This window comes from Mycolicibacterium llatzerense, from assembly GCF_025331195.1.
In the GTDB taxonomy this organism is placed as follows: domain Bacteria; phylum Actinomycetota; class Actinomycetes; order Mycobacteriales; family Mycobacteriaceae; genus Mycobacterium; species Mycobacterium llatzerense.
The window spans coordinates 2,216,230-2,239,757 of sequence record NZ_LXOV01000001.1 but is presented as its reverse complement, the minus strand read 5'-3'; the positions used below and the strand labels follow the sequence as shown (position 1 = coordinate 2,239,757).

At 66.7% G+C, this 23,528-nt stretch carries 20 protein-coding genes; 9 read left to right on the top strand and 11 right to left on the bottom strand.

The features are described from left to right. Genes A7G45_RS11030 through A7G45_RS11015 form a run of 4 tightly spaced genes read right to left on the bottom strand, consistent with a single transcriptional unit; the run spans position 1 to position 2,677 of the window. A complete protein-coding gene (locus tag A7G45_RS11030; RefSeq protein ID WP_043987978.1) occupies positions 1–1,149 on the bottom strand; it encodes a glutamate--cysteine ligase in 1,149 nt (382 codons plus the stop codon). After that, the gene (gene sodC / locus A7G45_RS11025) at positions 1,130–1,849 is read right to left on the bottom strand and encodes a superoxide dismutase[Cu-Zn] (RefSeq protein WP_260936790.1); all 720 of its coding nucleotides are present in this window, start codon (positions 1,847–1,849) and stop codon (positions 1,130–1,132) included. The genes A7G45_RS11030 and sodC overlap by 20 nt, the downstream gene beginning before the upstream one ends. Before the next feature lie 10 nt (positions 1,850–1,859). Continuing rightward, entirely contained in the window at positions 1,860–2,327 is a 468-nt protein-coding gene (locus tag A7G45_RS11020; protein WP_043401170.1) for a LytR C-terminal domain-containing protein, read from the bottom strand. Positions 2,328–2,368: 41 nt separating this feature from the next. After that, a complete protein-coding gene (locus A7G45_RS11015) occupies positions 2,369–2,677 on the bottom strand; it encodes a nucleoid-associated protein NapA (RefSeq protein ID WP_029105136.1) in 309 nt (102 codons plus the stop codon). A gap of 221 nt (positions 2,678–2,898) precedes the next feature. Here A7G45_RS11015 and A7G45_RS11010 point away from each other — a divergent pair, with 221 nt between their 5' ends. Both A7G45_RS11010 and A7G45_RS11005 read left to right on the top strand, forming a co-directional pair. Then, a complete protein-coding gene (locus A7G45_RS11010) occupies positions 2,899–3,492 on the top strand; it encodes a peptide deformylase (protein ID WP_043401167.1) in 594 nt (197 codons plus the stop codon). Continuing rightward, positions 3,492–4,361, top strand: coding sequence for an N-acetylglutamate synthase, CG3035 family (locus A7G45_RS11005; protein WP_260936779.1), 870 nt, complete (start codon positions 3,492–3,494; stop codon positions 4,359–4,361). Before A7G45_RS11010 ends, A7G45_RS11005 begins: the two co-directional genes overlap by 1 nt. A gap of 68 nt (positions 4,362–4,429) precedes the next feature. Here A7G45_RS11005 and gjpA (A7G45_RS11000) read toward each other — a convergent pair whose 3' ends face one another. Together gjpA (A7G45_RS11000) and gjpA (A7G45_RS10995) are read right to left on the bottom strand one after the other, a co-directional pair. Beyond that, a complete protein-coding gene (gene gjpA / locus A7G45_RS11000; protein ID WP_260936777.1) occupies positions 4,430–5,917 on the bottom strand; it encodes an outer membrane porin GjpA in 1,488 nt (495 codons plus the stop codon). Between the two features lie 129 nt (positions 5,918–6,046). Continuing rightward, entirely contained in the window at positions 6,047–7,618 is a 1,572-nt protein-coding gene (gjpA, locus tag A7G45_RS10995) for an outer membrane porin GjpA (protein WP_260936775.1), read from the bottom strand. Between the two features lie 651 nt (positions 7,619–8,269). On the opposite strand from gjpA (A7G45_RS10995), the gene A7G45_RS10990 reads away from it, so the two are divergent. From A7G45_RS10990 to A7G45_RS10970, 5 genes are read left to right on the top strand one after another with little or no spacing between them, the layout of a single operon-like run. Further along, positions 8,270–9,742: a DUF3375 domain-containing protein gene (locus A7G45_RS10990; RefSeq protein WP_260936773.1), complete on the top strand. Its 1,473-nt coding sequence runs from the start codon at positions 8,270–8,272 to the stop codon at positions 9,740–9,742. Between the two features lie 18 nt (positions 9,743–9,760). After that, a complete protein-coding gene (locus tag A7G45_RS10985; RefSeq protein WP_043401156.1) occupies positions 9,761–10,429 on the top strand; it encodes a DUF4194 domain-containing protein in 669 nt (222 codons plus the stop codon). Then, positions 10,422–13,763 (top strand): ATP-binding protein, encoded by a 3,342-nt coding sequence (locus A7G45_RS10980; RefSeq protein ID WP_260936770.1) that lies wholly within the window; start codon positions 10,422–10,424, stop codon positions 13,761–13,763. Before A7G45_RS10985 ends, A7G45_RS10980 begins: the two co-directional genes overlap by 8 nt. A 10-nt stretch (positions 13,764–13,773) precedes the next feature. Continuing rightward, complete coding sequence (locus tag A7G45_RS10975; RefSeq protein ID WP_260936768.1) at positions 13,774–14,559, top strand: exodeoxyribonuclease III; 786 nt, start codon at positions 13,774–13,776, stop codon at positions 14,557–14,559. Next, positions 14,560–15,567 carry an alpha/beta hydrolase gene (locus tag A7G45_RS10970; protein WP_260936767.1) on the top strand — a complete coding sequence of 336 codons (1,008 nt, stop codon included), beginning with the start codon at positions 14,560–14,562 and terminating at the stop codon, positions 15,565–15,567. Here A7G45_RS10970 and A7G45_RS10965 read toward each other — a convergent pair. Continuing rightward, positions 15,564–16,124: a TetR/AcrR family transcriptional regulator gene (locus A7G45_RS10965; protein ID WP_043402029.1), complete on the bottom strand. Its 561-nt coding sequence runs from the start codon at positions 16,122–16,124 to the stop codon at positions 15,564–15,566. The genes A7G45_RS10970 and A7G45_RS10965 overlap by 4 nt on opposite strands. Before the next feature lie 113 nt (positions 16,125–16,237). Here A7G45_RS10965 and A7G45_RS10960 point away from each other — a divergent pair, with 113 nt between their 5' ends. Both A7G45_RS10960 and A7G45_RS10955 read left to right on the top strand, forming a co-directional pair. After that, on the top strand, positions 16,238–19,324 hold the full coding sequence (locus A7G45_RS10960; RefSeq protein ID WP_260936763.1) for an MMPL family transporter: 3,087 nt from the start codon (positions 16,238–16,240) through the stop codon (positions 19,322–19,324). A 197-nt stretch (positions 19,325–19,521) separates the two neighbouring features. After that, positions 19,522–20,973 carry an HNH endonuclease signature motif containing protein gene (locus A7G45_RS10955; protein ID WP_260936761.1) on the top strand — a complete coding sequence of 484 codons (1,452 nt, stop codon included), beginning with the start codon at positions 19,522–19,524 and terminating at the stop codon, positions 20,971–20,973. A 147-nt stretch (positions 20,974–21,120) separates the two neighbouring features. Here the strand turns inward: A7G45_RS10955 and A7G45_RS10950 are convergent, their stop codons facing one another. From A7G45_RS10950 to A7G45_RS10935, 4 genes are all read right to left on the bottom strand, one after another. Then, positions 21,121–21,444 (bottom strand): hypothetical protein, encoded by a 324-nt coding sequence (locus tag A7G45_RS10950; RefSeq protein WP_061004478.1) that lies wholly within the window; start codon positions 21,442–21,444, stop codon positions 21,121–21,123. A gap of 139 nt (positions 21,445–21,583) precedes the next feature. Next, positions 21,584–22,207 carry a hypothetical protein gene (locus tag A7G45_RS10945; RefSeq protein WP_061004476.1) on the bottom strand — a complete coding sequence of 208 codons (624 nt, stop codon included), beginning with the start codon at positions 22,205–22,207 and terminating at the stop codon, positions 21,584–21,586. Positions 22,208–22,365: 158 nt separating this feature from the next. Further along, positions 22,366–22,752 carry a hypothetical protein gene (locus A7G45_RS10940; RefSeq protein WP_061004475.1) on the bottom strand — a complete coding sequence of 129 codons (387 nt, stop codon included), beginning with the start codon at positions 22,750–22,752 and terminating at the stop codon, positions 22,366–22,368. Positions 22,753–22,755: 3 nt separating this feature from the next. Continuing rightward, a complete protein-coding gene (locus A7G45_RS10935; protein ID WP_061004473.1) occupies positions 22,756–23,526 on the bottom strand; it encodes a MerR family transcriptional regulator in 771 nt (256 codons plus the stop codon). Positions 23,527–23,528 lie beyond the last annotated feature (2 nt).

Genomic DNA, 23,528 nt, shown 5'->3' with positions numbered 1-23,528 from the left:
CTACAACTCCAGCTCCGACACCAACGCGTCGACGACTTGCAGCAGGTCCCCGTCGGTCTCCTCGGCGACGCGGCGCTGCCGTTGATAGGACCCGCCCAGGGTGTAGATATCGGCGACGCGGGCCAGCTCGTCGGCGCAATTCAGCGATGCCGCAACAGGTTCCAGCCGGTTCAGCAGGTCATCCAGGTCGTCGGTGACGAGCCGCTCATTGCTGTCCGCATCGAGGATGATCTCGGCGTCCAGCCCGTAACGCGATGCGCGCCACTTGTTCTCCTGTACATGCCAGGGCGGCATGGTCGGCAACTGCTCGCCGGCGTCGAGCCGGCGGTCCAGGTCGACGATCAGGCAGTGCGTCAGCGCAACCAGCGCACCGAGCTCGGCGATGTTGGACACGCCGTCGAAAATCCGGACTTCGATGGTCCCCAGATGCGGCGACGGCCTGATGTCCCAACGGATTTCGTTCATGTGGTCGATGATGCCGGTCTTGCGCTGGTCGTAGACGAAGCGCTCGAAGTGCGACCACTTCTGGAAATGGAACGGCAGGCCCGCGGTCGGCAGCTGCTGGAACATCATCGCCCGGTTGCTGGCGTAGCCGGTGTCCTCACCGTCCCAGTACGGCGACGACGCCGACAGCGCCAGCAGGTGCGGGTAGTGGTTCAGCAGCGACGTGATGATCGGCATCACCTTGTGCGCCGACGAGATCCCGACGTGGACGTGCACGCCCCAGATCAGCATCTGCCGACCCCACCACTGGGTGCGCTTGATCAGCTCGGCGTAGCGCTGGCCTTCGCTGAGCTGCTGGCTCTCCCATTCCGCGAACGGGTGTGTCCCGGCGCAGAACAGCTCCATGCCGCGCTCCCGCACGATCCGGCGTACCGGACTCAGCGTGGAGCGCAGATCGTCCATGGCCTCGCCGACGTTGTCGCAGACGCCGGTGACCACCTCGACGGTGTTGCGCAGCAATTCCTTGTGCACGTGCGGTGTCTCGCCGATCTCGGCGATGACCGCGGCGGCCTCGTTGCTCAGGTCACGCGTGTGGGCATCGACGAGAGCGAACTCCCATTCGACGCCGAGGGTCGGTCGTGGCGACCCGGCGAAATCGATCCGCGGTGGGGTGTGGCTGTCCGCGCTACCCGGCAGAGATGACACCGCACGCCACGCGCTTGCCGGAGTCACCGGTATTCATCGAAGTCTCGTCGGCGCCCGGGACGGCACCCTGAATCTGGGCGTACCGATCGGCCGGGATGTTGCCGAAGTTGTCGGCCTTCTCGTGGATGATCAGCGCGGTCTTGTTGCCGGCGAGCAGCTGCTCGGCGGTGACGGCGTCGGTGGTGGTCACCAGCTGCGCGGTGCCGTCATTGCGGACCTGCAGCGAGGCCAGATCGCCGCTCATCGGGTGCGCGGTGTGACCCGGAGCCTGGTAGTGCCCGCCGGCGGACAGGAAGTCGCCGGGCGCGCCGCCGGCCGGTGCGACCGAGTTCGGCTCGCACTTACCGGTCGAGTGGATGTGCAGACCGTGGAAGCCGGGTGTCAGCACGCCGCCCTCGGTCGTCTTGACCGTCAGGGTGGCGAAGCCGCCGTTGAACAGGAACTCAGCGGTCGCGACCGTCGCACCGTCGGGGGTCTTCAGCTCGGCAACCAGCTTCTCGCCGATCGGCGCCGCCTGCGGGGCAGCCTTTTCGCCGGCCTTCTCACCATGGCCCTGCGGGGCGTGCTCGACACCGGTCCAGACCGCCGGCGTGGTGCCGGGCACGGAGCTGGGAACCTGTCCCGGAGGGGCACACGCAGCCACCACGGGCGCGATGACCGCAGCGGCGGCAAGGAAGCGAATCGGAGCTGAGATCGGCATGCCCGAGAGCCTAACCGGTCACCAAAACGATCACGCCCGGTCCCTTGTCATTGAGCGCCGGGATACGCGGTTCGACCGGCGCCTCGAGGATTTTGCCGACCGCCTCGGCGGCTTCCTTCTCCCCGGCCGCGTCACCGAAATACACGGTCGTGGCGGCCGGCGGGGCGTCCACGCTCAGGTTATCGGTCTCCGTCACGTTCCACTGCGCCTCGTGCAGCTTGTTGGCGACGGTCTGCGCCGCGCCGGCAACCTCGGAGATGTTGAAGACCTTCACGTCGGCTTTGGCCGGCGCGGGCGTCGTCGACGTCGTCGTCGCACTGGCGGACGCGGCGCTGCTGGAGCTGCTCGACGAGCTCGACTCGGAGCTGCTGTCCGAACTCAGTGACTGGAACGCCACGAGCAGGAACACGACACCGAGGAACAGCAGCACCATGACCATGGCGCGCAGGGGTAGTCCGGAAGACTCTCGCTGATTCATTGCTCCCCACCTTATCGAGGCGGACCCTCAGGGCAGAAAAGCTAGGTGATTTCGAAACCGAGCCGACGCGCAGCCTTGGCCTTCTGCCGGCTGGCCCGCTGCCGGCGCAGTCGCTTGACCAGCATCGGGTCCGCGGCCAGCGCCTCAGGTCGATCGACCAGTGCGTTGAGCACCTGGTAATACCGGGTCGCCGACATCGAGAACAACTCCTTGATGGCGTCCTCTTTGGAACCCGCGAACTTCCACCACTGACGTTCGAAACCAAGAATGTCGTGTTCGCGGCGGGTCAACCCGTCGGCGAGCTCAGAGTCGTCCCCGGATCGCTCAGTACGCGCCATAGCGCCGTCCATTTCGCCCCTGGACCCTTTCTCTGATCTCGGTATATGCCAGCCTGTTTCGTACGTCACAACGGATCTGGGACACACCAGGTGGTTCGGCGAACATTCAACCACGGCGGACGGTATTGAGCCGTGATCGTTACCCGCGAGTCGGATCACGGTTACATTTGCCGGACTCCTCAACGCGGCTGGCGCCTCAACGCTGGATCGTCGTCCGCCTAAGATTGCTCCTCATGGCTGTACGTCCAATCTGCATCGTCGGTGACCCTGTTCTGCACACCGCGACCACTCCGGTGACCGTCGGCGCCGACGGATCCCTTCCCTCCGATGTCGTCGCGCTGATCGACGACATGTACGAAACGATGGACAAGGCCAACGGCGTGGGCCTCGCGGCCAATCAGATCGGTGTCGGGCTGCGGTTGTTCGTCTACGACTGCGCCGACGACCGCGGCCAGACCGAGCGCCGGCGCGGCGTGGTCATCAACCCGGTGCTGGAGACCTCGGAAATCCCCGAGACCATGCCCGACCCCGACTACGACGACGAGGGCTGCCTGTCGGTCCCCGGCGAATCGTTCCCGACCGGCCGCGCCACCTGGGCCAAGGTCACCGGCGTGGACGCCGAGGGCAAGCCGGTCGAGCTGGAGGGCACCGGACTGTTTGCTCGCATGCTGCAGCACGAGACCGGGCATCTCGACGGCTTCCTGTACCTCGACTGTCTGATCGGCCGTAACGCGCGCGCCGCCAAGCGGATGGTGAAGTCGAACAAGTGGGGCGTGCCCGGGTTGAGCTGGATGCCGGGCGAGGTCGACGACCCGTTCGGGCACTGATGCCCGCTGGCGGGCGCGTCGGTAGCCGCGTCTCGCTTCGCTACCGGTTGCCCGAGTCGGAGGTTGAGGCCTTCACCGACGTCGTCGGCCACATCGAGGCACTCACCCCGTTCGTGGTGGTGCGCACCAAATCGGGTGAGCGCGTCGAGATCAGCCCGACTGACGTGATGGCGGTCCGGGAGCTGTCGCACGCCCCGGTGCGCAATTCGGAGATTCGCGCGGTCGAGCATGCCGCCGCCCTGGCCTGGCCGGGTACCCAGCAACATTGGATCGACGGCTGGCTGCTGCGGGCGGGTGGACCGACCAAGCGAACCAACTCGGCTGTGCCGCTGCTCTTTTCGTCGGATCTGACGGCGTTGCCGGCGATCGCCGACTGGTATGCCGCACTCGGTTTGAAACCGTGGGTGGCGCTGCCGGAACGGTTGCTGCCGGTCCGCGCCGAGGGCGTGGAGCCGAATCGGGTGCTGACCATCGCCTTGTCGGGCGGTTCGGATGCCGCGCTGCCGTCGCACCCCGACGACCAGTGGCTGCGGATTCACGGGGCGGACGTGCCCGCCGAGGTACTGAGCGCCGTCGTCGACGGAGAAGTGGCGTTCGCCACGGTGGACGATGTCGCGATCGGGCGTGTCGCGGTGACCACGGCGCCCGGCGGCAGGGTGTGGGCGGGGTTGTCGGACGTCGTCGTGCTCGAGTCGGAGCGTCGACGCGGACTGGGCCGCGCCGTCTGCGCGGAGATGCTCGCCTGGGCTGCGGGCCGCGGTGCGACGCACGCCTACGTTCGGGTCCCCGACGACGACGCAGCGGCGATAGCGCTGGCCGAGTCGATGGGTTTCCGGCTGCATCACCGCGCCAGGTACGTATTGCTGTGACGCCGAAACTACGGTTTCTCGCGCGACATCGTCGGCACACGAGAAACCGTAGTCTCGGCAGGTTCTAGCTAGTGCGCGTCGGCACCTGCGTGGGTCGAACCACCTTGGCTTGCAGTGGATTTCGCCGGGGCCGGCTTCTTCGCGGCCTTCGGCTTCTCCGACTTCTGCTTGCTCGGCTTGGTCTCGGACTTCGTCTCCGACTTCTTGGTCTCGGACTTGGTGTCCGATTTGGTGTCCGACTTGGTCGAGTCTGGCTTCGTCGTCTCCGGCTTCGTCGTCTCCGGCTTGGTCGTCTCCGGCTTGGTCGTCTCGGGCTTCGTCGCCTCGGGCTTCGTCGTCTCCGGCTTCAGGTTGTCGGACTTCGCGGGCGTAGCGGGAGTCTCCGAGCCGGCCTGGGTGGCGGGCTTCACCTGGGTAGCCGGCTTCACCGCGAGAGCAGTCTGCGGGATCGAGGTGACCGAGTTGTCTGTCGTCGCCTTGGTCACCGACACCTCGGTGGCGGCGGTCGGATTCACGGCGGGTGCCTTGGGGGCCAACGGGTTTCCGGTACCGCTCCAGCCGATGGCCTTGGCCAGAATGTGCCCCAGCGACATCAGCGCACCGATCGGTCCGACGCCCTGGCCGGCGATCGGCAGGTCGAGCGGGAACCCCATGACGCCGGTGGTGACGACCTGACCGAGCGAGTTGAGGATCGAACCGCCGATGTTGTTGGCGGCGCCGGTGACGGGGTCCACCCCGGTGACGCCGGGCGTGAGCAGCCCACCGAACTGAATGCTCAGATCGTGCAGGGTCGTCTCATGGGTCAGGAGTCCGGAGCCGTTGATCAGTGGCGCCAGCGCGCCAAGGTTGAGGTTGGCGCCGTTGAGGAAACCGCCGACCACCTTCGCCGGGATGTTGATCACGTGCTGCAGTGCGGCCATCGCGTCACCGGCGGACAGCGCCGCTCCGGCCGCGGTGAGGCTGTTGACCAGCGCTACCACCGGGCTGATCGCCGGGCCCGCCAAGCCGATCAGGACGCCGCTGAGCGGAGAGGCAAGAAAGTTGAGGACCTGGGTGATCACCTGCGTCGCCCGCGGGTCGTTCTCCGTCGGGAGCAACTTCGGCATGATGTTGAGAGCCATGTAGTGCCAGCCGTCGAGCGATCCGAAGGCCTGACCGGTGTTGTAGTCGGTGTTCAGGAGCGTGGCGGCCTGCACCACGGACTGCACGTTCTTCACCACCTGACCGAGCACCGTCCCGATGCTGCCCGGGTTCTTCAGAATTGCTCCGAGGTGGCTCACCTGGTTGGCCAGAATCTGCTGGAGCAGCACGGCCGGCGCCGCGGCGAATTCCTTGCCGAGTCTCTGCGCACTGGCACCGGCCGTCTCGAATACGTCCTGCCACGGCTGCAGCGGGTTGTACGCGGCGGTCAGCTGCACCGCGGCCGTGCTGACCGAAGGCAGCGCCGGCAGGTGGGTCGTGGCGGGTGTCGACGCCAGCAGTGGGCTGACCACGATGGCCGCCGTGGTCGCTGCGCAGATACCCGCCTTGGTATGGCGACGGACCGCTGAATCCATGAGAACGACTCCTTCTTTCCGAGCTGATTGGGGTTGATGTGGGCACGACAAAGCGCTCGGTTGACTGACGGAGAGTTCTGGCGGGAATCGGTGGGCCTCCCCCGAGCAGGGAGACCCACCGACTGCTGACTACTTGCTCGAAGCGCCCGAGGCGTGCGAGCCGGCACCACTATCGGCACCGTGAGTCGAACCACCCTGGCTTGCAGTGGATTTCGCCGGAGCCGGCTTCTTGACGGGCTTCGGCTTCTCCGACTTCTGCTTGCTCGCCTTGGTTTCGGACTTCTTGGTCTCGGACTTCGTTTCCGACTTCGTGTCGGACTTGGTATCCGACTTGGTCGAGTCGGGCTTGGTCGAGTCCGACTTGGTGTCCGACTTGTGGTCATCGGCCTTCGTCGGCGTCGCCGGTGTGGCGGGCGTCGCCGGGGTCGCTGGCGTGGCAGGCGTCTCCGGGGTCGCCGGGGTCGCGGGAGTCGCGGGCGTGGCCGGAGTTGCGGGGGTCTCCGCCTTGGCCGGGGTTTCGGCCTTGACTGGCGTCTCTGCCTTGACCGGGGTCTCCGGCTTGGCCGCGGCCGGGGCGACGGCCTTCACCGGGGTCACCGACAACGCGGGCTGCGGGATCGAGGTGATCGAGTTGTCCGTGGCCGCCTTGGTCACCGACACCTGGGTGGCGGCAGTCGGATTCGCGTCGGGCGCCTTGGGGGCCAGCGGATTACCGGTGCCGCTCCAGCCGATGGCCTTGGCCAGCAGGTGGCTGAGGTTCACCAGCGCACCGATCGGCCCGATGCCCTGGCCGGCGATGGTCAGAGGATCGTTCGGGGCAAGCGACGTGAGAGCGGTCAGCCCGAGGGAGTTCAGGATCGAGCCACCGATGCCACTCATGTCCATGCCGGTCACGCCGGCAGTGAACAGGCCGCCGAACTGGATGTTGAGTTTCTGCAGCTCGTTGCCGGCGGGCATGGTCTTGGTGATCAGCGGTGCCAGCACATCCAGGTTGAGGTTGGCTCCGTTGAGGAAGCCGTTCACCATGGCAGCCGGGATGTTGATGGCAGCTTGCGCCGCGGCCATCGCGTCACCACTGGCGAGCGAGGTGGCAATCTTGGTGATGCTGTTGACCAGCGCCACCACCGGGCTGATGCCCGGACCCACCAGACCCATCAGGACGCCGCTGAGCGGTGACGCCAGCACGTTGACCACCTGCGTGACGATCGCGGACGCCTGCGGGTTGCCCGCCGTCGGGAGCATGTTCGGGATCATCTGTGCCACCAGCCCGTGCCAGATGTCATTCGAATCGGCGATGGTCCAGTCTTCTGGCTTGGTCCCCAGCAGCGTGGCAGCGGTGATCGCCGACTTCACGTTCTGGCCGACGTCCTGGATCACGGCGCCGATGTTGCCGGGGTTCTGCAGGATCGCCCCCACGTGGCTGATCTGGTTCGCCAGGAACTGCTGCAGCAGCACCGCCGGCGCTTCGGAAACCTCGGCACCGATGCGCTTCGCGTTCTCCGACGCGGTGTTGAACGCGGCGAGCCATGGCTGCAGCGGGTTGTACGCCGCGGTCAGCTGCACTGCCGCGGTACTGACCGAAGGCAGCGCCGGAAGGTGGGCGGCGGCAGGCATCGACGGCAGCAGCGGGCTGACCACGATGGCCGCCGTGGTCGCTGCACAGATACCCGCCTTGGTATGGCGACGGACCGCAACATTCATGAACAAACTCCTCCAGTTGTCTGCTTACTGGCGGGTAATTTACCGACGAGTAACTCAGTTAATCCAGGGTTTTTGACGAAGTCGTAACGAATCAATAGCGACCACCGTTACTTCACGGCCCATGCCATGCCGGTCGCGGTCTTAGCCGGTAAACCACCATTAATAGTCCGGCTAACCTTCCAGGCAAATGGCCAGTCGGCAAACCCATTTACGTGGCTGAGCGACCGCTCCGCGAGGCCCCGAGCGCACGCGCCCACCACCCCGATATATTCCGATTAGTAATGCTCAGGCGCCATATTTACGTCGTGACCGGCAACACACCACATCGTGATCGTGACTCGGATCTCACATCCACCAACCGCGGCCGGTGAGGCTCGTCCGGGACGTCCCGTACCCGTCCCGAGCAAATCGGATACGGGCCGGATCGGCGTCTCGGAGCAGTTGCTGCACCCGCCCGCGCCGACGGCGGTGCGGGCACCGGCCAGTGTCCACATACTGAGACCAAATGTGGGACGGGGTGTCCCCGGCAATATCAGCAAGCACCTTTCGGGCCTCAAACCGGAGCCACCGCTGACGCCGACCGGCAGTTCGCCAAGTATCTTGGACCGGCGGTGGAACTCACCGAAGAGTCAGGTTGGTCAGGGGTTGCGGGTGCAAGAGAATGCGGCGCTGTCGGCCGCCGAGCTGCTCGAACTCAACCGTGACGTTCAGGGCTCGCGCGCAGTCCGGCTGCTGGCCACCAACAACCTCGGGGTGTACGCCACCCTGATGGAACGGCACCTCAGTGACGGCATGGTCGCCGAGACCGAGCTGGTGGTCCGGCTGGAACGCGATCTGGCGACCCTCGGCGAGACCGACGACCAGCTCGGCCAGTCCGGCCTCGCCCTGATCAAGTTGTGGGCCAGCCAGGGCTGGCTGCATCGGGTGGCCGAGAACCGTGCCGGAGCAGAACGCAACGTCTGCTACCTGACCCAGGACGCGCGCCGCGCACTCGACTTCGTCCGCGGCATGCGCCGGGGCGACAGCATCGCCACGGGCGGCTCGATCAGCGGCATCGCATCCCGCATGCGCCAGATCGCCACCCGCGCCGGCAATGACCCCGACCGCATCCGGGCCGGCATCGAAGCCGACATCGCCGCGCTGCACCGCGAGCTCGACGAGCTGGAAGCCGGCCTGCGACCCGAGCCCGACGTCACCGACATGTACGACGAGGCCCGCGCCATCGCGCTGCAGATGGAACGGTTGATCACCGACATCGGGCTGTACGGCACCATGATCGAGCAAGCCACGCAGGCGCTGGACGATCCCATCGACACCAACATCGAGTACCGCGACCGGCAGCGCCAGATGTACGCCGACTACCAGGCGGCGTGGGATTCGGCGGGCCGCGATTCGCACCGGGCGTTCCTGCGGATGATCAACGACCCCGACCAGCGCGCCGAATTCGAGACCGACATCGCCACCGTCGCCTCTGCCCTCCCGGAACTGGACCCGGCGATGCGCAAGGTGATGGCCGGGTTCTTCGAGCTGATCGGACATCAGATCGACGAGGTCGAACGCATCCAGCAGCGCTGCGCGCAGCGGGTCAAGCGGTTCACCGCGGTCGGCACCATGGAGTCCAGCCGCGGCGTCGCCCGGCAGCTCAACGAGGCGATCGGCGCGGCCCGGACGCTGCTGAAGTCGTCACTGACCGACTCCCGGCTGGACATCGAGGTCCCGCTGGCGCGTCACGCCATCAGCTCGATCGGCGCGCTGAGCTTCAAGATCGGCGACCTGTCAGCACCCAGGCAGGCTGAAGCGGCACAAGGCGACGTCGACCTGTCCAGCTTCGCGGCGCTGACCACCCAGGTCGATGCACCGGCGATGTCCGAGATGCTCAATTCCGCGGTCGCCCGCCGACCGGTGTCGCTGGCCGAGGCCGTCGCACTGCTCGATTCGGCATACCTGGGCCACGTCATCGTGTTGTGGTCGTGGGCCCTCAAGCAACCCTCGGGAGCAGGCGACCCGGGTGACAACACCATGTCGGTGCGCTTCCGTTCGCTCGACGGCCGAGACCGCGAGATCGAGGTGCCGTATCTGATGTTCACCGAGCCAGTTGCGGTGGCGGGAGCCTTACATGACTAGCCTTGGCGGAGGCCAATAATGACCGACAGCCCAATCGATTTCGCCTCGCTTCCCGAGGTCGACGGCGCCAGCCGGGTGGCGCAGCAGCGTCGGCCCCGGTTCGACGGCGACGTCAGCGCCATGCCGGACCGAGCCTGCTGGGCACTGCAGCACCTGCTGACCCGCCGCTACATCAGCAGCGAATCCGATCGCGACATCTACAGCTGGATCCTGGAGTACCGCAACGAATTATCGGTGCGGCTGTCCGAACTCGACCTGCAGCTGCGCATCTCCGAAGGCGTCGACATCGCGTTCATCGAGCAGGCCCGCTACGAGTCCGCCAAGGGCATCAAGGTGTTGCGGCGCGAGCCGCTGGGCACCTACGACTCGATTCTGGCGCTGCACCTGGCGCAGATGATGCGCGCCGGCGGAGACCAGAGCTTCCTGATCAGCCGCGACGAAATGCACGGCATGTTCACCGGGGTGCTCAACGAAACCGACCGCGACGCCGTGACTTTCACCGCCCGGATCGACGCCGCCATCGCGCGTCTCACCGGTCTCGACATCCTGCGCCGCAGCCGCGACGACGAAGACAGCTACACCGTGAGCCCGGTGATCACCGCAGTGATGACGGCCTCGGTGATCACCGAGTTGCAACAGCAGTTCGAACAACTCACGGGCACTGGGGGATCCGATACAGATGTCTGAGCAGTTCCACCTGTCCCGGCTCCAGATCATCAACTGGGGTGTGTTCGACGGCTACCACACCATTCCGTTCAGTGCCGGCGGTTCGCTGGTCGCCGGCGCCTCCGGCAGCGGCAAATCGTCACTGCTGGACGCCATCTCACTCGGCTTCCTGCCGTTCAACCGGCGCAACTTCAACGCCTCCGGTGACAACACCGCAGCCGGCTCGAGCGCCGGCCGCCGCACCGTCGACAAGTACGTCCGCGGCGCGTGGGGCCAGCGCAGCGACGCGGGCACCAGTCAGGTCATGTACCTGCGCGGCGACGGCACCACGTGGTCCGCGGTCGCGGTCAGCTACACCAGCAACACCGGCCGCACCATCACCGGCCTGGTGCTCAAATGGCTTACCGGAGAATCACGTTCGGACTCCTCGAGCCGGTTCGTCATCGGCGACGGCGATCTGGACATCGAAGACGTGTGCAACCGGTGGGCCGCGGGCCGGTTCGACACCGGGGTGTTCAAGGAAAACGGCTGGCGGTTCACCACCAAGGTCGAGTCGCAGTACCTCGCGCAGCTGTACGCCTCGATCGGCATCCGGGCCTCGGACGCCGCGCAGCAGCTGCTCGGCAAGGCCAAGTCACTGAAAAGCGTTGGTGGACTGGAGCAGTTCGTCCGCGAGTTCATGCTGGACGAACCGGACAGCCTGGCCCGGCTGCCCGAGGCCCTCAAGCAGATCGATCCCCTCGTCGAGGCCCGTGAACTGCTCGCAGTGGCCCAGCGCAAGCGCAAGATCCTCGGTGACATCGAGGCGATCCAGGTGCGCTACGCCTCCGAGTCGACCGACCTCGGCATCATCGATCTGGTCGACCTGCCGATGGTGCGGGCCTACACCGACCACGTCCGGCTGCGGCACTGTCCCGCCGAGATCGAGACGCTCGACGCGACCATCGACCAGCTGGAGCACGAGAACGCCGACCTGACCCGGCAGCTGAATCTGGCCAAGGCCGAGGGCGATTCGCTCAATGCCCAGATCAACGGGGCGTCGGCGAATGTCGCCCCGCTGCAGTCGCAGGTAACCGCGGCCGAGGCGCAGGCCGACGATGTGGCCCGCCGGCGCGCGGGCTACGAGGAGATGGTCGCGGCCCTTGGCGTGGAAGTGCCCGACAGCGCCGACGAATTCTGGAATCTGCGCGAGGAGTTGACCCGGCAGGCCACCGAGATGCTGGGCAAGTTGGAGTGGGGCCGCGATACCTCCACCGACGCCGAGTACGCGCAGAAGTCGGCGCGAATCCTGCGCGACAACGCGGCCAAGGAGCTCAAGCGCGTCGAGCACGTGGGCTCGGCGCTGCCCGAGTCCGCGGTCACGATGCGCGACCAAATCTGCGCGGGTGTGGGCATCGACCCCACCGAACTACCCTATGTCGCCGAGCTTTTCGATCTGCAGCCCGAGCACACGCGGTGGCGCCTCGCGGTGGAGAAGGTGCTGCGCTCGGTCGGCCTGCGGCTGCTGGTGCCGGATCAGCACTACGCCAAGGTGCTGCGGTTCGTCAACGAGACCAACATGCGCGGACGCCTGGCGCTGCACCACGTCCGGGCCGGCTCCTCCGGTCGCGAGGCAGAACCGAACACGTTGGCGGGCAAGCTGTTCCTGGTCAAGCCGAAGCATGCCTGCGCCGCCGAGGCCGTAGATGTGATCGCCGCGGCCGGTGACCACATCTGCGTGGACACCCCCGACGTGTTCGTGCGGTTCCGCCGCGCCGTCACCGATACGGGTCTGTACAAGGACTCCGACCGGCTGGCCATCAAGGACGACCGGCGCCCGATCAAGCCGTCCGAGTACATCTATCAGGGCGACATCAGCTCCAAGCTGGAGGCGCTGCACACCGAACTCACCGAGGCCGAGGAGGCCTTCGGCGCCGCCCGTCGCGCCGCGGATGAGATTGCGGCGCAGCGGCAACGCTGGCGCGACCGGACGGCGGCCTGTAAGGCCGTGTACGAGCAGTTCCCGCAGTGGAGCCAGATCGACACCGACACCGCCGAAGGCCATGCCGACCGGCTCCGCGAACAGTACGACCTGCTGCTCGCCGACCACCCCGACATCGAGGCGCTGTCGGCCCGCGCCGAGGAATGCTGGGTCGACATCCAGACCCTGATGACCCGGCGCGGCGCCATCCAGACCCGGCGCGACGATCTCGACGGCCGTCGTACCAAGCTGATGGACCTGCAGGACCGGCTGTCCCCCGCCCACGTGTCGGAGCACGCGACAGATCTGTTGCGCCGCTACGCCGCTGACGTTCCGGTGCCGCTGGAACTGCTCAACCCCGAGCCGCACCGCGAGGCGTTGTTCGCGGCCATCCGCCGCGAACGCGACCAGCTCACCGAGAGCCGCCGGCGCTCCTACGAGGAACTGTCGCGGATCGTCGCGACGTTCGACACCTCGTTCCCGGACGCCATCCCGAACGACTCGGATGACTTCGACGAGCGCATCTACGACTACGTCGCGGTCTGCCGCCACATCGACGAGCGCGAGCTACCCGACGCCTACGACCGCATGATGCGGCTGATCACCGAACAGGCGCCCGACGCGATCCTGACGCTGCACCGCGTCGCCGAGCAGGAGACCCGGCGGATCAGCGAGCAGATCGATCGGGTCAACACCGGTTTGGGCGCAGTGGAATTCAACCGCGGCACCCGACTCACGCTGCGCGCCAACCCGCGCAGCATGGTCGCTGTTTCCGAGCTGACCGACATCGTCAAGGCCATCTCGCGGCGCATCGCGGAGGTGGGGCTGGGCGACAAGAAGGCCATCCTCGACCAGTACGCCGACATCCTGCGCTTGCGAAACCGGTTGGCCGGCAACAACCCCGAGGACCGGGCCTGGACCCGCGACGCACTCGACGTGCGTAACCGCTTCACGTTCGACTGTGCCGAGTGGGATGTCGCCAACGACGAATTGATCCGCACGCACAGCAACGCCGGCGACAACTCCGGCGGCGAGCAGGAGAAGCTGATGGCCTTCTGCCTGGCCGGCGCGCTCAGCTTCAACCTGGCCAACCCCGAAAGCGGCGACAACAAACCGGTTTTCGCGCAGCTGATGCTCGACGAGGCGTTCTCCAAATCCGACCCGCAGTTCGCCTCGCAGGCCCTGCAGGCGTTCCGCAAGTTCGGCTTCCAGCTGGTGATCGTCGCAACGGTGCAGAACGCCACCACCATTCAGCCGTACATCGACGGCGTGGTGATGGTGTCCAAGTCCGAGGCCACCGGTCGCAATGCCCGGCCCGTCGCCAATGTCGCCACCAAAACCATCACCGATTTCACCGCCCTGCGTCGGGAACTGAAAGTTCCCGAACCCGTCTGATCGGAGCGTCATGCGTATCGCCACCTGGAACGTCAACTCCATCCGCACCCGGGTTGACCGGGTCACGGACTGGTTGTCCCGCGCGGACGTCGATGTGCTGGCCATGCAGGAAACCAAGTGCAAGGACGACCAGTTCCCGACCATGCCGTTCGCGGCGCTGGGATACGAAGTGGCGCATGTCGGACTCAGCCAGTGGAACGGTGTGGCGATCGCGTCCCGCGTGGGCCTCGATGACGTGCAGGTCGGTTTCACCGGTCAACCTCAGTGGCAGGACGCCGACGAGGCCCGCGCCATCGGCGCCACCTGCGGCGGGGTCCGGGTGTGGAGCCTGTATGTGCCCAACGGCCGGACGCTGGACGACCCGCACCTGCCGTACAAGCTGAAATGGCTTTCCGCCCTGCGGGATACCGCGACCGGCTGGCTGGCGGACGACCCGTCGTTGCCACTGGCCCTGACGGGCGACTGGAACATCGCGCCGACCGATGAGGACGTCTGGGACATGGCCGAGTTCCAGGATTCGACGCATGTCTCCGAGCCGGAGCGCGCCGCGTTCCGCGCCATGAACGACGCCGGATTCGCGGACGTGGTGCGCCCGTTCACCCCGGGCCCGGGGGTCTACACCTACTGGGACTACACCCAGCTGCGGTTCCCCAAGAAGCAGGGCATGCGCATCGACTTCGTGCTGGGCTCACCGGAATTCGCAGCCCGCGTCACTCACGGCGAGATCGTCCGCGAGGAACGAAAGGGCAAGCAGCCCAGCGATCATGCACCCGTGCTCGTGGAATTGGAGAAGTAGATGGCAGCCCTCCCGATTGTCTATGCCACCGAACCGGCCAGCCTGCGCGCCCGCATCATCCACTTTTTTGCGTCATTGTTCTTGGCCCGCATCCTGATTCGCGCGCTGACCAGGGCAGGGTACGAGGCCACGTCACGCCGGATCGTGCGGGTGGGACACAACGTCAACCGGCTCGCCAGTCTGCAGCGGCGTCGACTGCCGCGCGGCGTTCGATTGGTCGCCGAACCCTGGAACGATCTGCCGGCCGAGTGGGTTTCGCCCGCTGACGTCGACGCGCCGATCACCGACGGGGTCATTCTCTACTTCCACGGCGGCGGATTCGTCCTCGGTGATCTGAACACCCACCTGCGCGCCGTCGCCGCCCTATCGCGCGTCACACGATTGCCGTTGGTACACATCGAGTATCGGCAGTACCCCGAGGTCGATCTGGAGACGACGATCCAGGACTGCCTCGGCGCCTACCGCGAGCTGCTGAGCCGGGGCGTCGATCCGGCCAAAGTCATCATCGCCGGCGACTCGGCCGGCGGATTCCTGGCGTTCGCCACCGCGCAGCAGGCTCCGAAGCACGGGCTCCCGAGTCCCGCAGGGGTGGTCGGCATTTCGCCCCTGCTGGAATTGAACAACACCGCGCGCGCTGCGCATTCGACCGCGTCGACGGACGTCTTCGGGATCGCTGCCGGCTTCCCGGTTATCACCGAGCGCATCTGCCCCACTGGAAATCTCGACCAGTTGGAGCCCATGTCCGGGCCCATGGATGCGATGCCGCCGTCCCTGATCGTCGTCTCCGCAACGGAATCACTGCTATGCGACGCCGAGCGGATGCAGGACAGGCTGCACCAAGCGGGGCGCTCCTGCGAGGTCATGGCCTGGCCCAGTCAGCTCCACGCGTTCCCGGCCATATTTCCCGGACTGCCCGAGAGCCGTCGGGCGTACGCGCGGATGGCCAGTTTCATCGCCGAATGTCTTTCTGGCACAGCCACCGACGTACCACCCGCGCAGTCCGCCTAACGCAGGAGCTGCTCCACCGACTCGACAAGCGCTTCCTCGACCCGGCGTAGCGGCAGTTCTGACTTGGTCGACTGCGACATCACAATGGCGCCCTCCACCGCGGCGACGGTCAGCGTCGCCTGGCGCGCCGCATCGTCGGCTGACAGCCCAGCGGATTCCAGCCCGGCAGCGATCCGGCGCTCCCAGTCGAGGAAGACCTCACCGGCGGCGTCGGCCGCTCCGGGGGCCTCACTGCGTCCGAGCGCGGCCGCGACGATCGGACATCCGATCTCGAAGTCGCTACTGGTCAGATTCGCGATCCACATCTCGACGAAGGCCCGTACAGCGCCCACCGGGCCCCGCTCACCGATCAGACGATCGATGCCGTCGGCAAGCATGTTGCCCGCTGTGACGGTCGCGTCAGCCACGAGTTCGGCCTTGCCGCCGGGGAAGTTCAGGTAGAGCGACCGGCGTGCGGTACCGCTGCGTTCGAGCAGCTGACTGAGTCCCGTACCCGAAACGCCCTGGCGCCGAATCAGATCGATGGCTGTGACGACGAGCCGGTCGCGGGCACTCATGTGATGCATCTCCCTGTCCTACGGCATTGTTCGCATACCGTTCGGTCTACTAGCGTCTCCCTCCAATAGTAGACCGAACGGTGTAGTTCCGGTCTCGAATCGAGGGGGTCCCGGTGGGGCACAACAGCAGGTTTTTCGCTGCAACCAGCCGTTTCTGCGCCAAATGGGCGTGGTTGGTCATCGGCTTCTGGATAGCGGTGGCCGGGCTTCTCAACGTGGCCATCCCCCAGCTCGAACAGACCGTCGCAGCCCACTCCGCGCCGTTCATGCCCACCAACATCAAGGCCGCGCAGACGCTGCGCGAGATGTCCGACGCGTTCGGCGTCCCGCGGTCGTCCGCCGTGGGCAGCGTGGTGCTGGTCGACGAGCGCGGCATCAACGCGGCCGACGAGGCCCTGTACCGGGACATCGTCGCCACGCTGCAGCGCGACAAGGCCAACGTCGCCTACGTGCTCGACACCTACGACAATCCGCAGTTGCGCGACATCGCGCTCAGCCCGGACCACAAGGCGATCAACCTGGTGATGGCCGGCACCGGTGACGTCGGGTCCACCAAGGCACACAAGAACACCATCGAGGTCCGCAATCAGCTCCAGGCCCTACCCAAACCGCCCGGGGTCGGGGTGTACCTCACGGGACCGTCACCGACATTGGCCGATCTGTTCAGCGCCATGGACTTTTCGCTGCTGATCATCACCGCGGTGTCCGTCCTGCTGATCACCCTGGTGCTGCTGATGGTCTATCGGTCCCTGGCCACCGCGATGGTTCCGTTGCTGACCATCGGCATCGCCCTCGGCGTGGCCCGCCCGATCGTGTCGCTGCTTGGCATGGCCGGGGTACTCACCGTCTCGAACTTCACCATCTCCCTGATGACCGCGATGCTGCTCGGTGCCGCCACCGACTACGCCATCTTCATCCTGGCCGGGTATCACGAGGCCCGGCGCAGCCAGGTACCCGTCGCCGATGCGATAGCTCAAGCCGGACAGCGGGTTTCGGGCATCCTGATCGCGTCGATGTTGACCATCGCAGCAGCCGCCACGGCCATGGGGTTCACCGAGCTGGGCATGTTCAAGGCCGCGGGCCCACCGATCGCCATCGCGATCGTCGTCGGCCTGGCCGTCTCGATGTCACTGCCCTACGCCCTGCTGTCGATCCTCGGCGGGCGCGGCCTGGCCGAACCCCGGCCCCTCAACGACCGCCGCTGGCGCCGTATCGGGTCGACCATGATCCGCCGGTCCGGAGTGCTGGTGGCCGCATCGCTGGTGATACTGCTCAGTTCCGCAATGGTTCTCACGACTTTCCGGGTGAACTTCGACGAGAACTCCATGCAGCTCGACGACACCGAGAGCGCCATCGGCTACCAGAAAACCTATGCGCACTGGGGTGTCAATGAGGCGGCGCCGGAGTACCTGATCGTCTCAGCCGACCATGACATGCGGAACACCGACGACCTGGCCGCACTCGACCGCGTCGCCGGCCGCATCGCCGGCATGCCCGAGATCGCCTACGTTCGCTCGATGACCCGGCCGGCCGGAAAGCAGTTGCCGCAGACCACCATCGGTTACCAGGCCGGCATCGTGGCCGACCGGCTGGGCGATGCCAAGAACCAGGTCAACAAGGCCGTCCCCGACATGCACCGGCTCGACTCCGGTGCGGCTCAGCTGCGCGATGGCGCCGCCTCCGCGGTGACCCAGATTCCCCAATTGGTCTCGGGCATAAAGCAAGTGACCGGGCTGGCCCATCAGGTACTCGACGGATACCAGGCCGCCGGCGCGGGGCTGTCGACGCTGACCGACGGCACCGTGGATGTCCGCTCGGCATTGGCCGATCTCAGCTCCTCCACCGGATTGCTCGATGCCGCGTTGCAGGCCATCGACGGCAACGCACAGGTCGCCGACGCCGGCCGGCTGGTGAGTTCGGCACTCGGCGCCGCGCTGGATCCGCAACCCGGACCGGACTGCCTGATGAACCCGGTGTGCAGCCGCGCCCGGGCGGACATCGCCGACCTCGACGCCATCTCCAACGGCGCGGTCAGCCGCGCGCTGGTGCAGACCCAGCGCCTCAGCGCAATCCCCCAAGTCACCGTCGAGAAGGTGCGCGCCGCCGAGCCGGCCATCCGAGATGCCTTGGCCACGTTGCAGAAAATGGTCTCGAACCTGCCGGGTGGTTCGCCGGCGCAGGCGCGCGTCCAGCTGACCGAGCTGGTCCGTGGCGCCGATCAGCTCAGCGCCGGGATGACCCGCCTCGCGGTCGGGCTCGATCAGGTCAAGGGCGGCGTGGACCGGGTGGTCGACATGTCCGGCCGGCTCACCGACGGACTCGGCCAGGCGACGGACTATCTGACAACCCTGAGCACGCACACCGCCGACGGCCCGGCGAGCGGCTTCTACCTGCCGCCGCAAGGCTTTTCCGACCCGAAGTTCCGGGCCGCGCAGGACCTGCTGTTCTCCCCCGACGGCAAGACAGCGCGCATGCTGGTGGTCTGGAAGATCAATCCGTACAGCGCCCAGGCGCTGGACGCGTCGCGTGCACTGGCTCCGGCCGCGGTTCAGGCCGCCTCTGAAACCTCCTTGCAGAACGCACATTTCGCCAGCACAGGACTGGCTACACTCTCCGCCGACATGCGCGACCAGGTGTGGCACGACTTCGCCCTATACGGCATCGTGGCGATCCTGGGTGTGCTGCTGGTGTTGATCGCGCTGTTGCGCAGCATCCTCGCGCCGGTGTTCATGGTTGCCGTGGTGACGCTGTCGTTCGCGGCTGCCGCCGGATTCAGTGTGCTGGTGTGGCAGCACCTCATCGGGGTCGACGTGGACTGGTCGGTGTTCCCGGTGTCCTTCATGGCGCTCATCGCCGTCGGCGCGGACTACAGCATGCTGTTCGCCGCACGCATCCGCGAAGAGTCCGGCGACGGCATGATCCGCGGCATCATGCGCAGCTTCGGCAGCACCGGCAGCGTCATCACCACCGCTGGAATCGTGTTCGCGCTCACCATGTTCGCGTTGATGAGCGGCCGGGTCATCAACCTGCTGCAGATCGGGTTCACCATCGGCGTCGGCCTGCTGATCGACATCACCCTGGTGCGCACCGTGCTGGTGCCGGCAGCCATGGCCATGATCGGCAACCGCATCTGGTGGCCGAGCAAGCCCATGCCCGCGACGACACACTCGACGCCTGCACCCGTGACCGTCGACGCTTAGGTGGTCTAGCCGGACCAGGCTTCCGTCAACCGTCGACGATTAGGCCCACTAATCGTCGACGGTTGACGATACCTGTCCGAGAGCCTGCGTGGCCCCAATCCTGCTGCAGTCCTTGTATTTAGGTGTCCTAACCGTCGCCGAAGCAAGCCCGCACTTTCCGCGCGTTCTTGTCGGTAGGCGAGAGTAGAGTCGCTTGTATGTTCGAATCGAATAGTGATCCCCACGCCGCGCCCGCGGCGGTCGACGCGATCACCCTCGCCACCCGGGAAGAGAACGCCGCCGGTGCCCGCCGCCTGGCCGCGATCGGTGACCTGTGGGCGCTGCGGGCTCCTGATGATGATGTGGAAAAGCGGTATTGGGCGATCGACGGGTATTCCGGGCTGGTGGTCGAGGTCGCCGCCGCTCTCGGGGTGTCCCGCAAGCGGGCGCAGGCGCAGGTGGACCGGGCGGTGATGCTGCGCACCCGGCTGCCGAAAGTGGCGGCGGTGTATGCCAAAGGCCTGATCGATGCGGTGCTGGTCGCGATGATCGTCTCGCGCACCGACCTGATCATCGACGACGACGTCGCCGCGCAGGTCGATGCCGACCTCGCGGCCAAGATCGTGTCCTGGGGCCGGTTGTCGAAACCGAAGATGGAACAACGCATCGACGCGATCATCGCCGCCTCCGACCAAGCGGGGGTGCACGCACCCAAACCCCCGTCGCAGGCCCGCTACCTCGACATCCGTGCATCCGGCCCGGGATGCGCCAGCGTCTGCGGAACGGTGGACGCGGCGACCGCCGCCGTGCTGGACGCCGCCCTCGATGACCTGGCCCGCGGGGTGTGCAAGAACGATCCGCGCAGCCATGACCAGCGCCGCGCCGCCGCCATTGATGCCCTGGCCCGGGGTGGCCGGCTGCAGTGCCAGTGCGGCGACGCCGACTGCCCCGCCACCGGGGTGGAGCTGCCGGCGCCGACCGTCGGGACCCGCGCGGTGATCCACGTGATCGCCACCGCCGACGCCCTCGACGGTGGTGCGCCGGGATTCCTGCCCGGGTACGGGCAGATCCCCGCCGACCAGGTGACCCAGCTGGCCGAGGGTGCGACGGTGCGGCAGGTGCACATCCCGCCGGATGTCATCGAACCGCGGTACCGGCCGTCGGCCACGCTCGCCGAGTTCGTGCGCTGCCGCGACCTGACGTGCCGCTTCCCCGACTGTGACCGGCCCGCTGAAGCCTGCGACCTCGACCACACCGTGCCCTACCCGGCTGGGCCGACGCACCCGTCAAACCTCAAGTGCCTGTGCCGATTTCACCACCTGCTCAAAACGTTCCACGGCTGGACCGATCACCAGTTCCCGGACGGAACCGTGGTGTGGACCGCGCCCACCGGGCACACCTACGTCACCAAACCCGACGGTGCGCACTGGTACCCGCAACTCGGCAAGCCGACCGGAACCCCCGAAATCACTGGGGAGCCGGTGCGGAAACCGGGGCGGGGATACTGCATGCCCAAACGCAAACGCACCCGAGCCCAAGAACGCCAACAATGGGCGAACGAAGCCCGGATGGTCAACGAAGAACACATCGCCGACGACCAATGGCGCCGCCGCCTCGAACTCGAAAAGATTCTGGCCGCAGAACAATGGGACGAACCGGCACCGTTCTAGGCGGCGCCGGTTCATACGCGTTCGTTCCGGGTCCCGGCGCCATACCGGTTGCGGTCCAAGGCTTCTCGACTGTTGAACGTCGTGTCAGCACACTCGAAGTAGCACTGGAATCGGGAACCGTGTTGTCCTCAGCCCTGCCGTTCGTAGCTACGGGCACCCCAAGAATTGACAGGTCGCGTTGGTGTTCTCGCCCGCGACCGTCCGATAGTGGGGGTGGCCACCGTACCAGCCGTCTTCGGCGGTCATGCCGACGACCTGGGGCGGCATTCCGCGGTGTACCAAGTTGTATCGATGGCAGGTCGTCCAGTCCCAGTCGACCTCGGTGAAGCCTCCGGGGACCGGCTGGCCCGGACACCAGGTGCCCGAGGAGGGTTCTGCCTGGGCAGTGCCGGCACTCAACCCGAAAGCGGCCAGACTCATCCCGCCGGACAACAGTGCCGCCGCGGCCAGTCGTGCGATTCGTCGCGTCATGTGAACTCACCTGTCTCTGCTGCTGATTGGTGAAGGAAGCATGCAGCCCGACGCTTGGCAGATTCTTGGCTTGCCCCCACGGGGCAGCCGAGCACGACCCGGCACCGGTCCGGTCCCCGGGTCGGTTCGGCGCCTGCGGCTAAACCAGTTCCGGCACCCGCAGGTGAGCGAAGGCCACGTCGAACTCGGCCTCGTCCAGCTCGGCCGCACCGGTTTCCTTCATGCGCATCTGCTTCATCGTGCGCGCGCCATCCCGGTTGCGCTCCATGGCTTCTCGGCTGTCGAACGTCGTGCAGGCCACGCCGCGTCCGGTGTTCCGATTGACCAGCAGGCTGGTGCTGCAGAAGCCCTCGAGCGCCTCACTGTCGGGGACGATGTTCATCTTGAAATGCTCGATGGCGGCGTCGGCGTGGGCCGGGTCGACATGTCCCCACGTAACCCGCGCGCACGCGCCCTCGGGCATCTGGCGAGCGCGGTGCAATATCGCGATGTCCCACTCGTCAACGGTCGGGGCGCCGCCACTGAACATCTGGGTCGCCTTTTCGCGAATCGGCCGAACCTGCTCGGCGACGGCGTTCATCGCGTCCTGGGACTCCCACGCGGTCACCACGATGCACCGGCCGGACTCCCGGTCGGTGAGCAGCGACATGCCGACGAACCCGTCGAGACCTTGGAGTTGGGGCATCACTTCATCGCGGAGGTGAGCCACTCCCGAGTCGATAGCCGAGGGTTGTGCGTTGATAGTGGTAGAGCGTGCGTACACGGCCCACCCCCTCTATATCGGGGCAGCGCCCCAGCGGCGCCGCCGGTCCACCGATATACGTTCCTCCGATGTTCGGCGGGTGGCAATAGCCGATCGACACGGGTCTCGATATTGACGAGTGAGGACGAATTCCGTTCTGCGAGAACAGGAATTGACGACTAGCTTCGTTTTACGCCGGGAAGCCGGTCGACGAGCCAGCCCAGCCGGGCCACCGTGGTATCGAGCGGCTCCACGACTTCGGCGAGCCGCTTCAGGCTCGGCAGGGTCGCCGCGATGGAGTTGGCACCGTGGGCGATCTTCTCGGCAGACGTGTCGATGCCGGCCGCGGCCTCGGTCAACGTGGTGATCTGGCTGGCGATCAGTTCGGCGTGCCTGTCGATGCCCGCTGCGCTCTCGCTCAGGGCGGCGATGTTGTCGGCGATGAACTGCGCGGATTTCCGGAGTTCGGCGACATCGTCCATCAATGCGAACACCGCTTGGACGAGGGTCTTCGGCCCGCGCTTCCGTTTGCCGGAGGAAGCCTCAGCTCCGTCTGCCTGCGCCATGACTCACGCCTTCCGTTCGACAGGAGCCCCCTTGTCCTTGGCCTCCTGCTGGTACTGCCGCAGCTCGGCTCGCACCGCTTCATCTAACGCGCGGTCAAGGCTAGCGTGGGCAGAACGGCGGGATACACGGCGCATGGCATCGATCAGGTCGGCGGCCCAGGCAAGTTCGACGTCGTTGCTGGGGTACCAGCCCGTCCCCCGCTGCCGGACCACCTCGGTGTGCCCGGCCCGGGTCATGGCCCGGGCCGCTTCGTCGAGCTTCTTGTCGACCGCGGTGGTGGTCTTGAGGATCGCCGCCAACGGCATCCCGCGGGAGATGAGCCTGGCGAAGTCGTCGATAACCCGCCGGTCAGGTACCAGGTAGGCATCCTTGTCGTCCGTCGGCTCGATGATCCGGCCGGCGACGAGCCGTCGCAGCGTCGCGCCGTCGAGCCGGCCCAGCGCCATCTCCAGCTCTTGGCGCGTCATGGTCTGCGCCTCGGGGTTCGACCACGGCGAGATCACCAACTCCTCGAGCTCGGCGAGGTCCAGCACCTCGACGAGCCCCTCACCGCGCTGCAGGCCGGTGAGGAACTTCAGGATGTGCTTGACGGTGAAGCCCTCGCTGAGCAGCCGGACGATCGCCTGCAACTGGCTCAGGTGCCGATCGGTATAGATCGCGACCCGGCCCCGGCGCTGGGGCCGGGGCAGCAGGCCGTTCTCCTGGTAGACGCGGACGTTCCGGGTTGTCGTCCCCGCTTCGCGCGCGAGGTCGTCGATCCGGTACTCAGCCACCA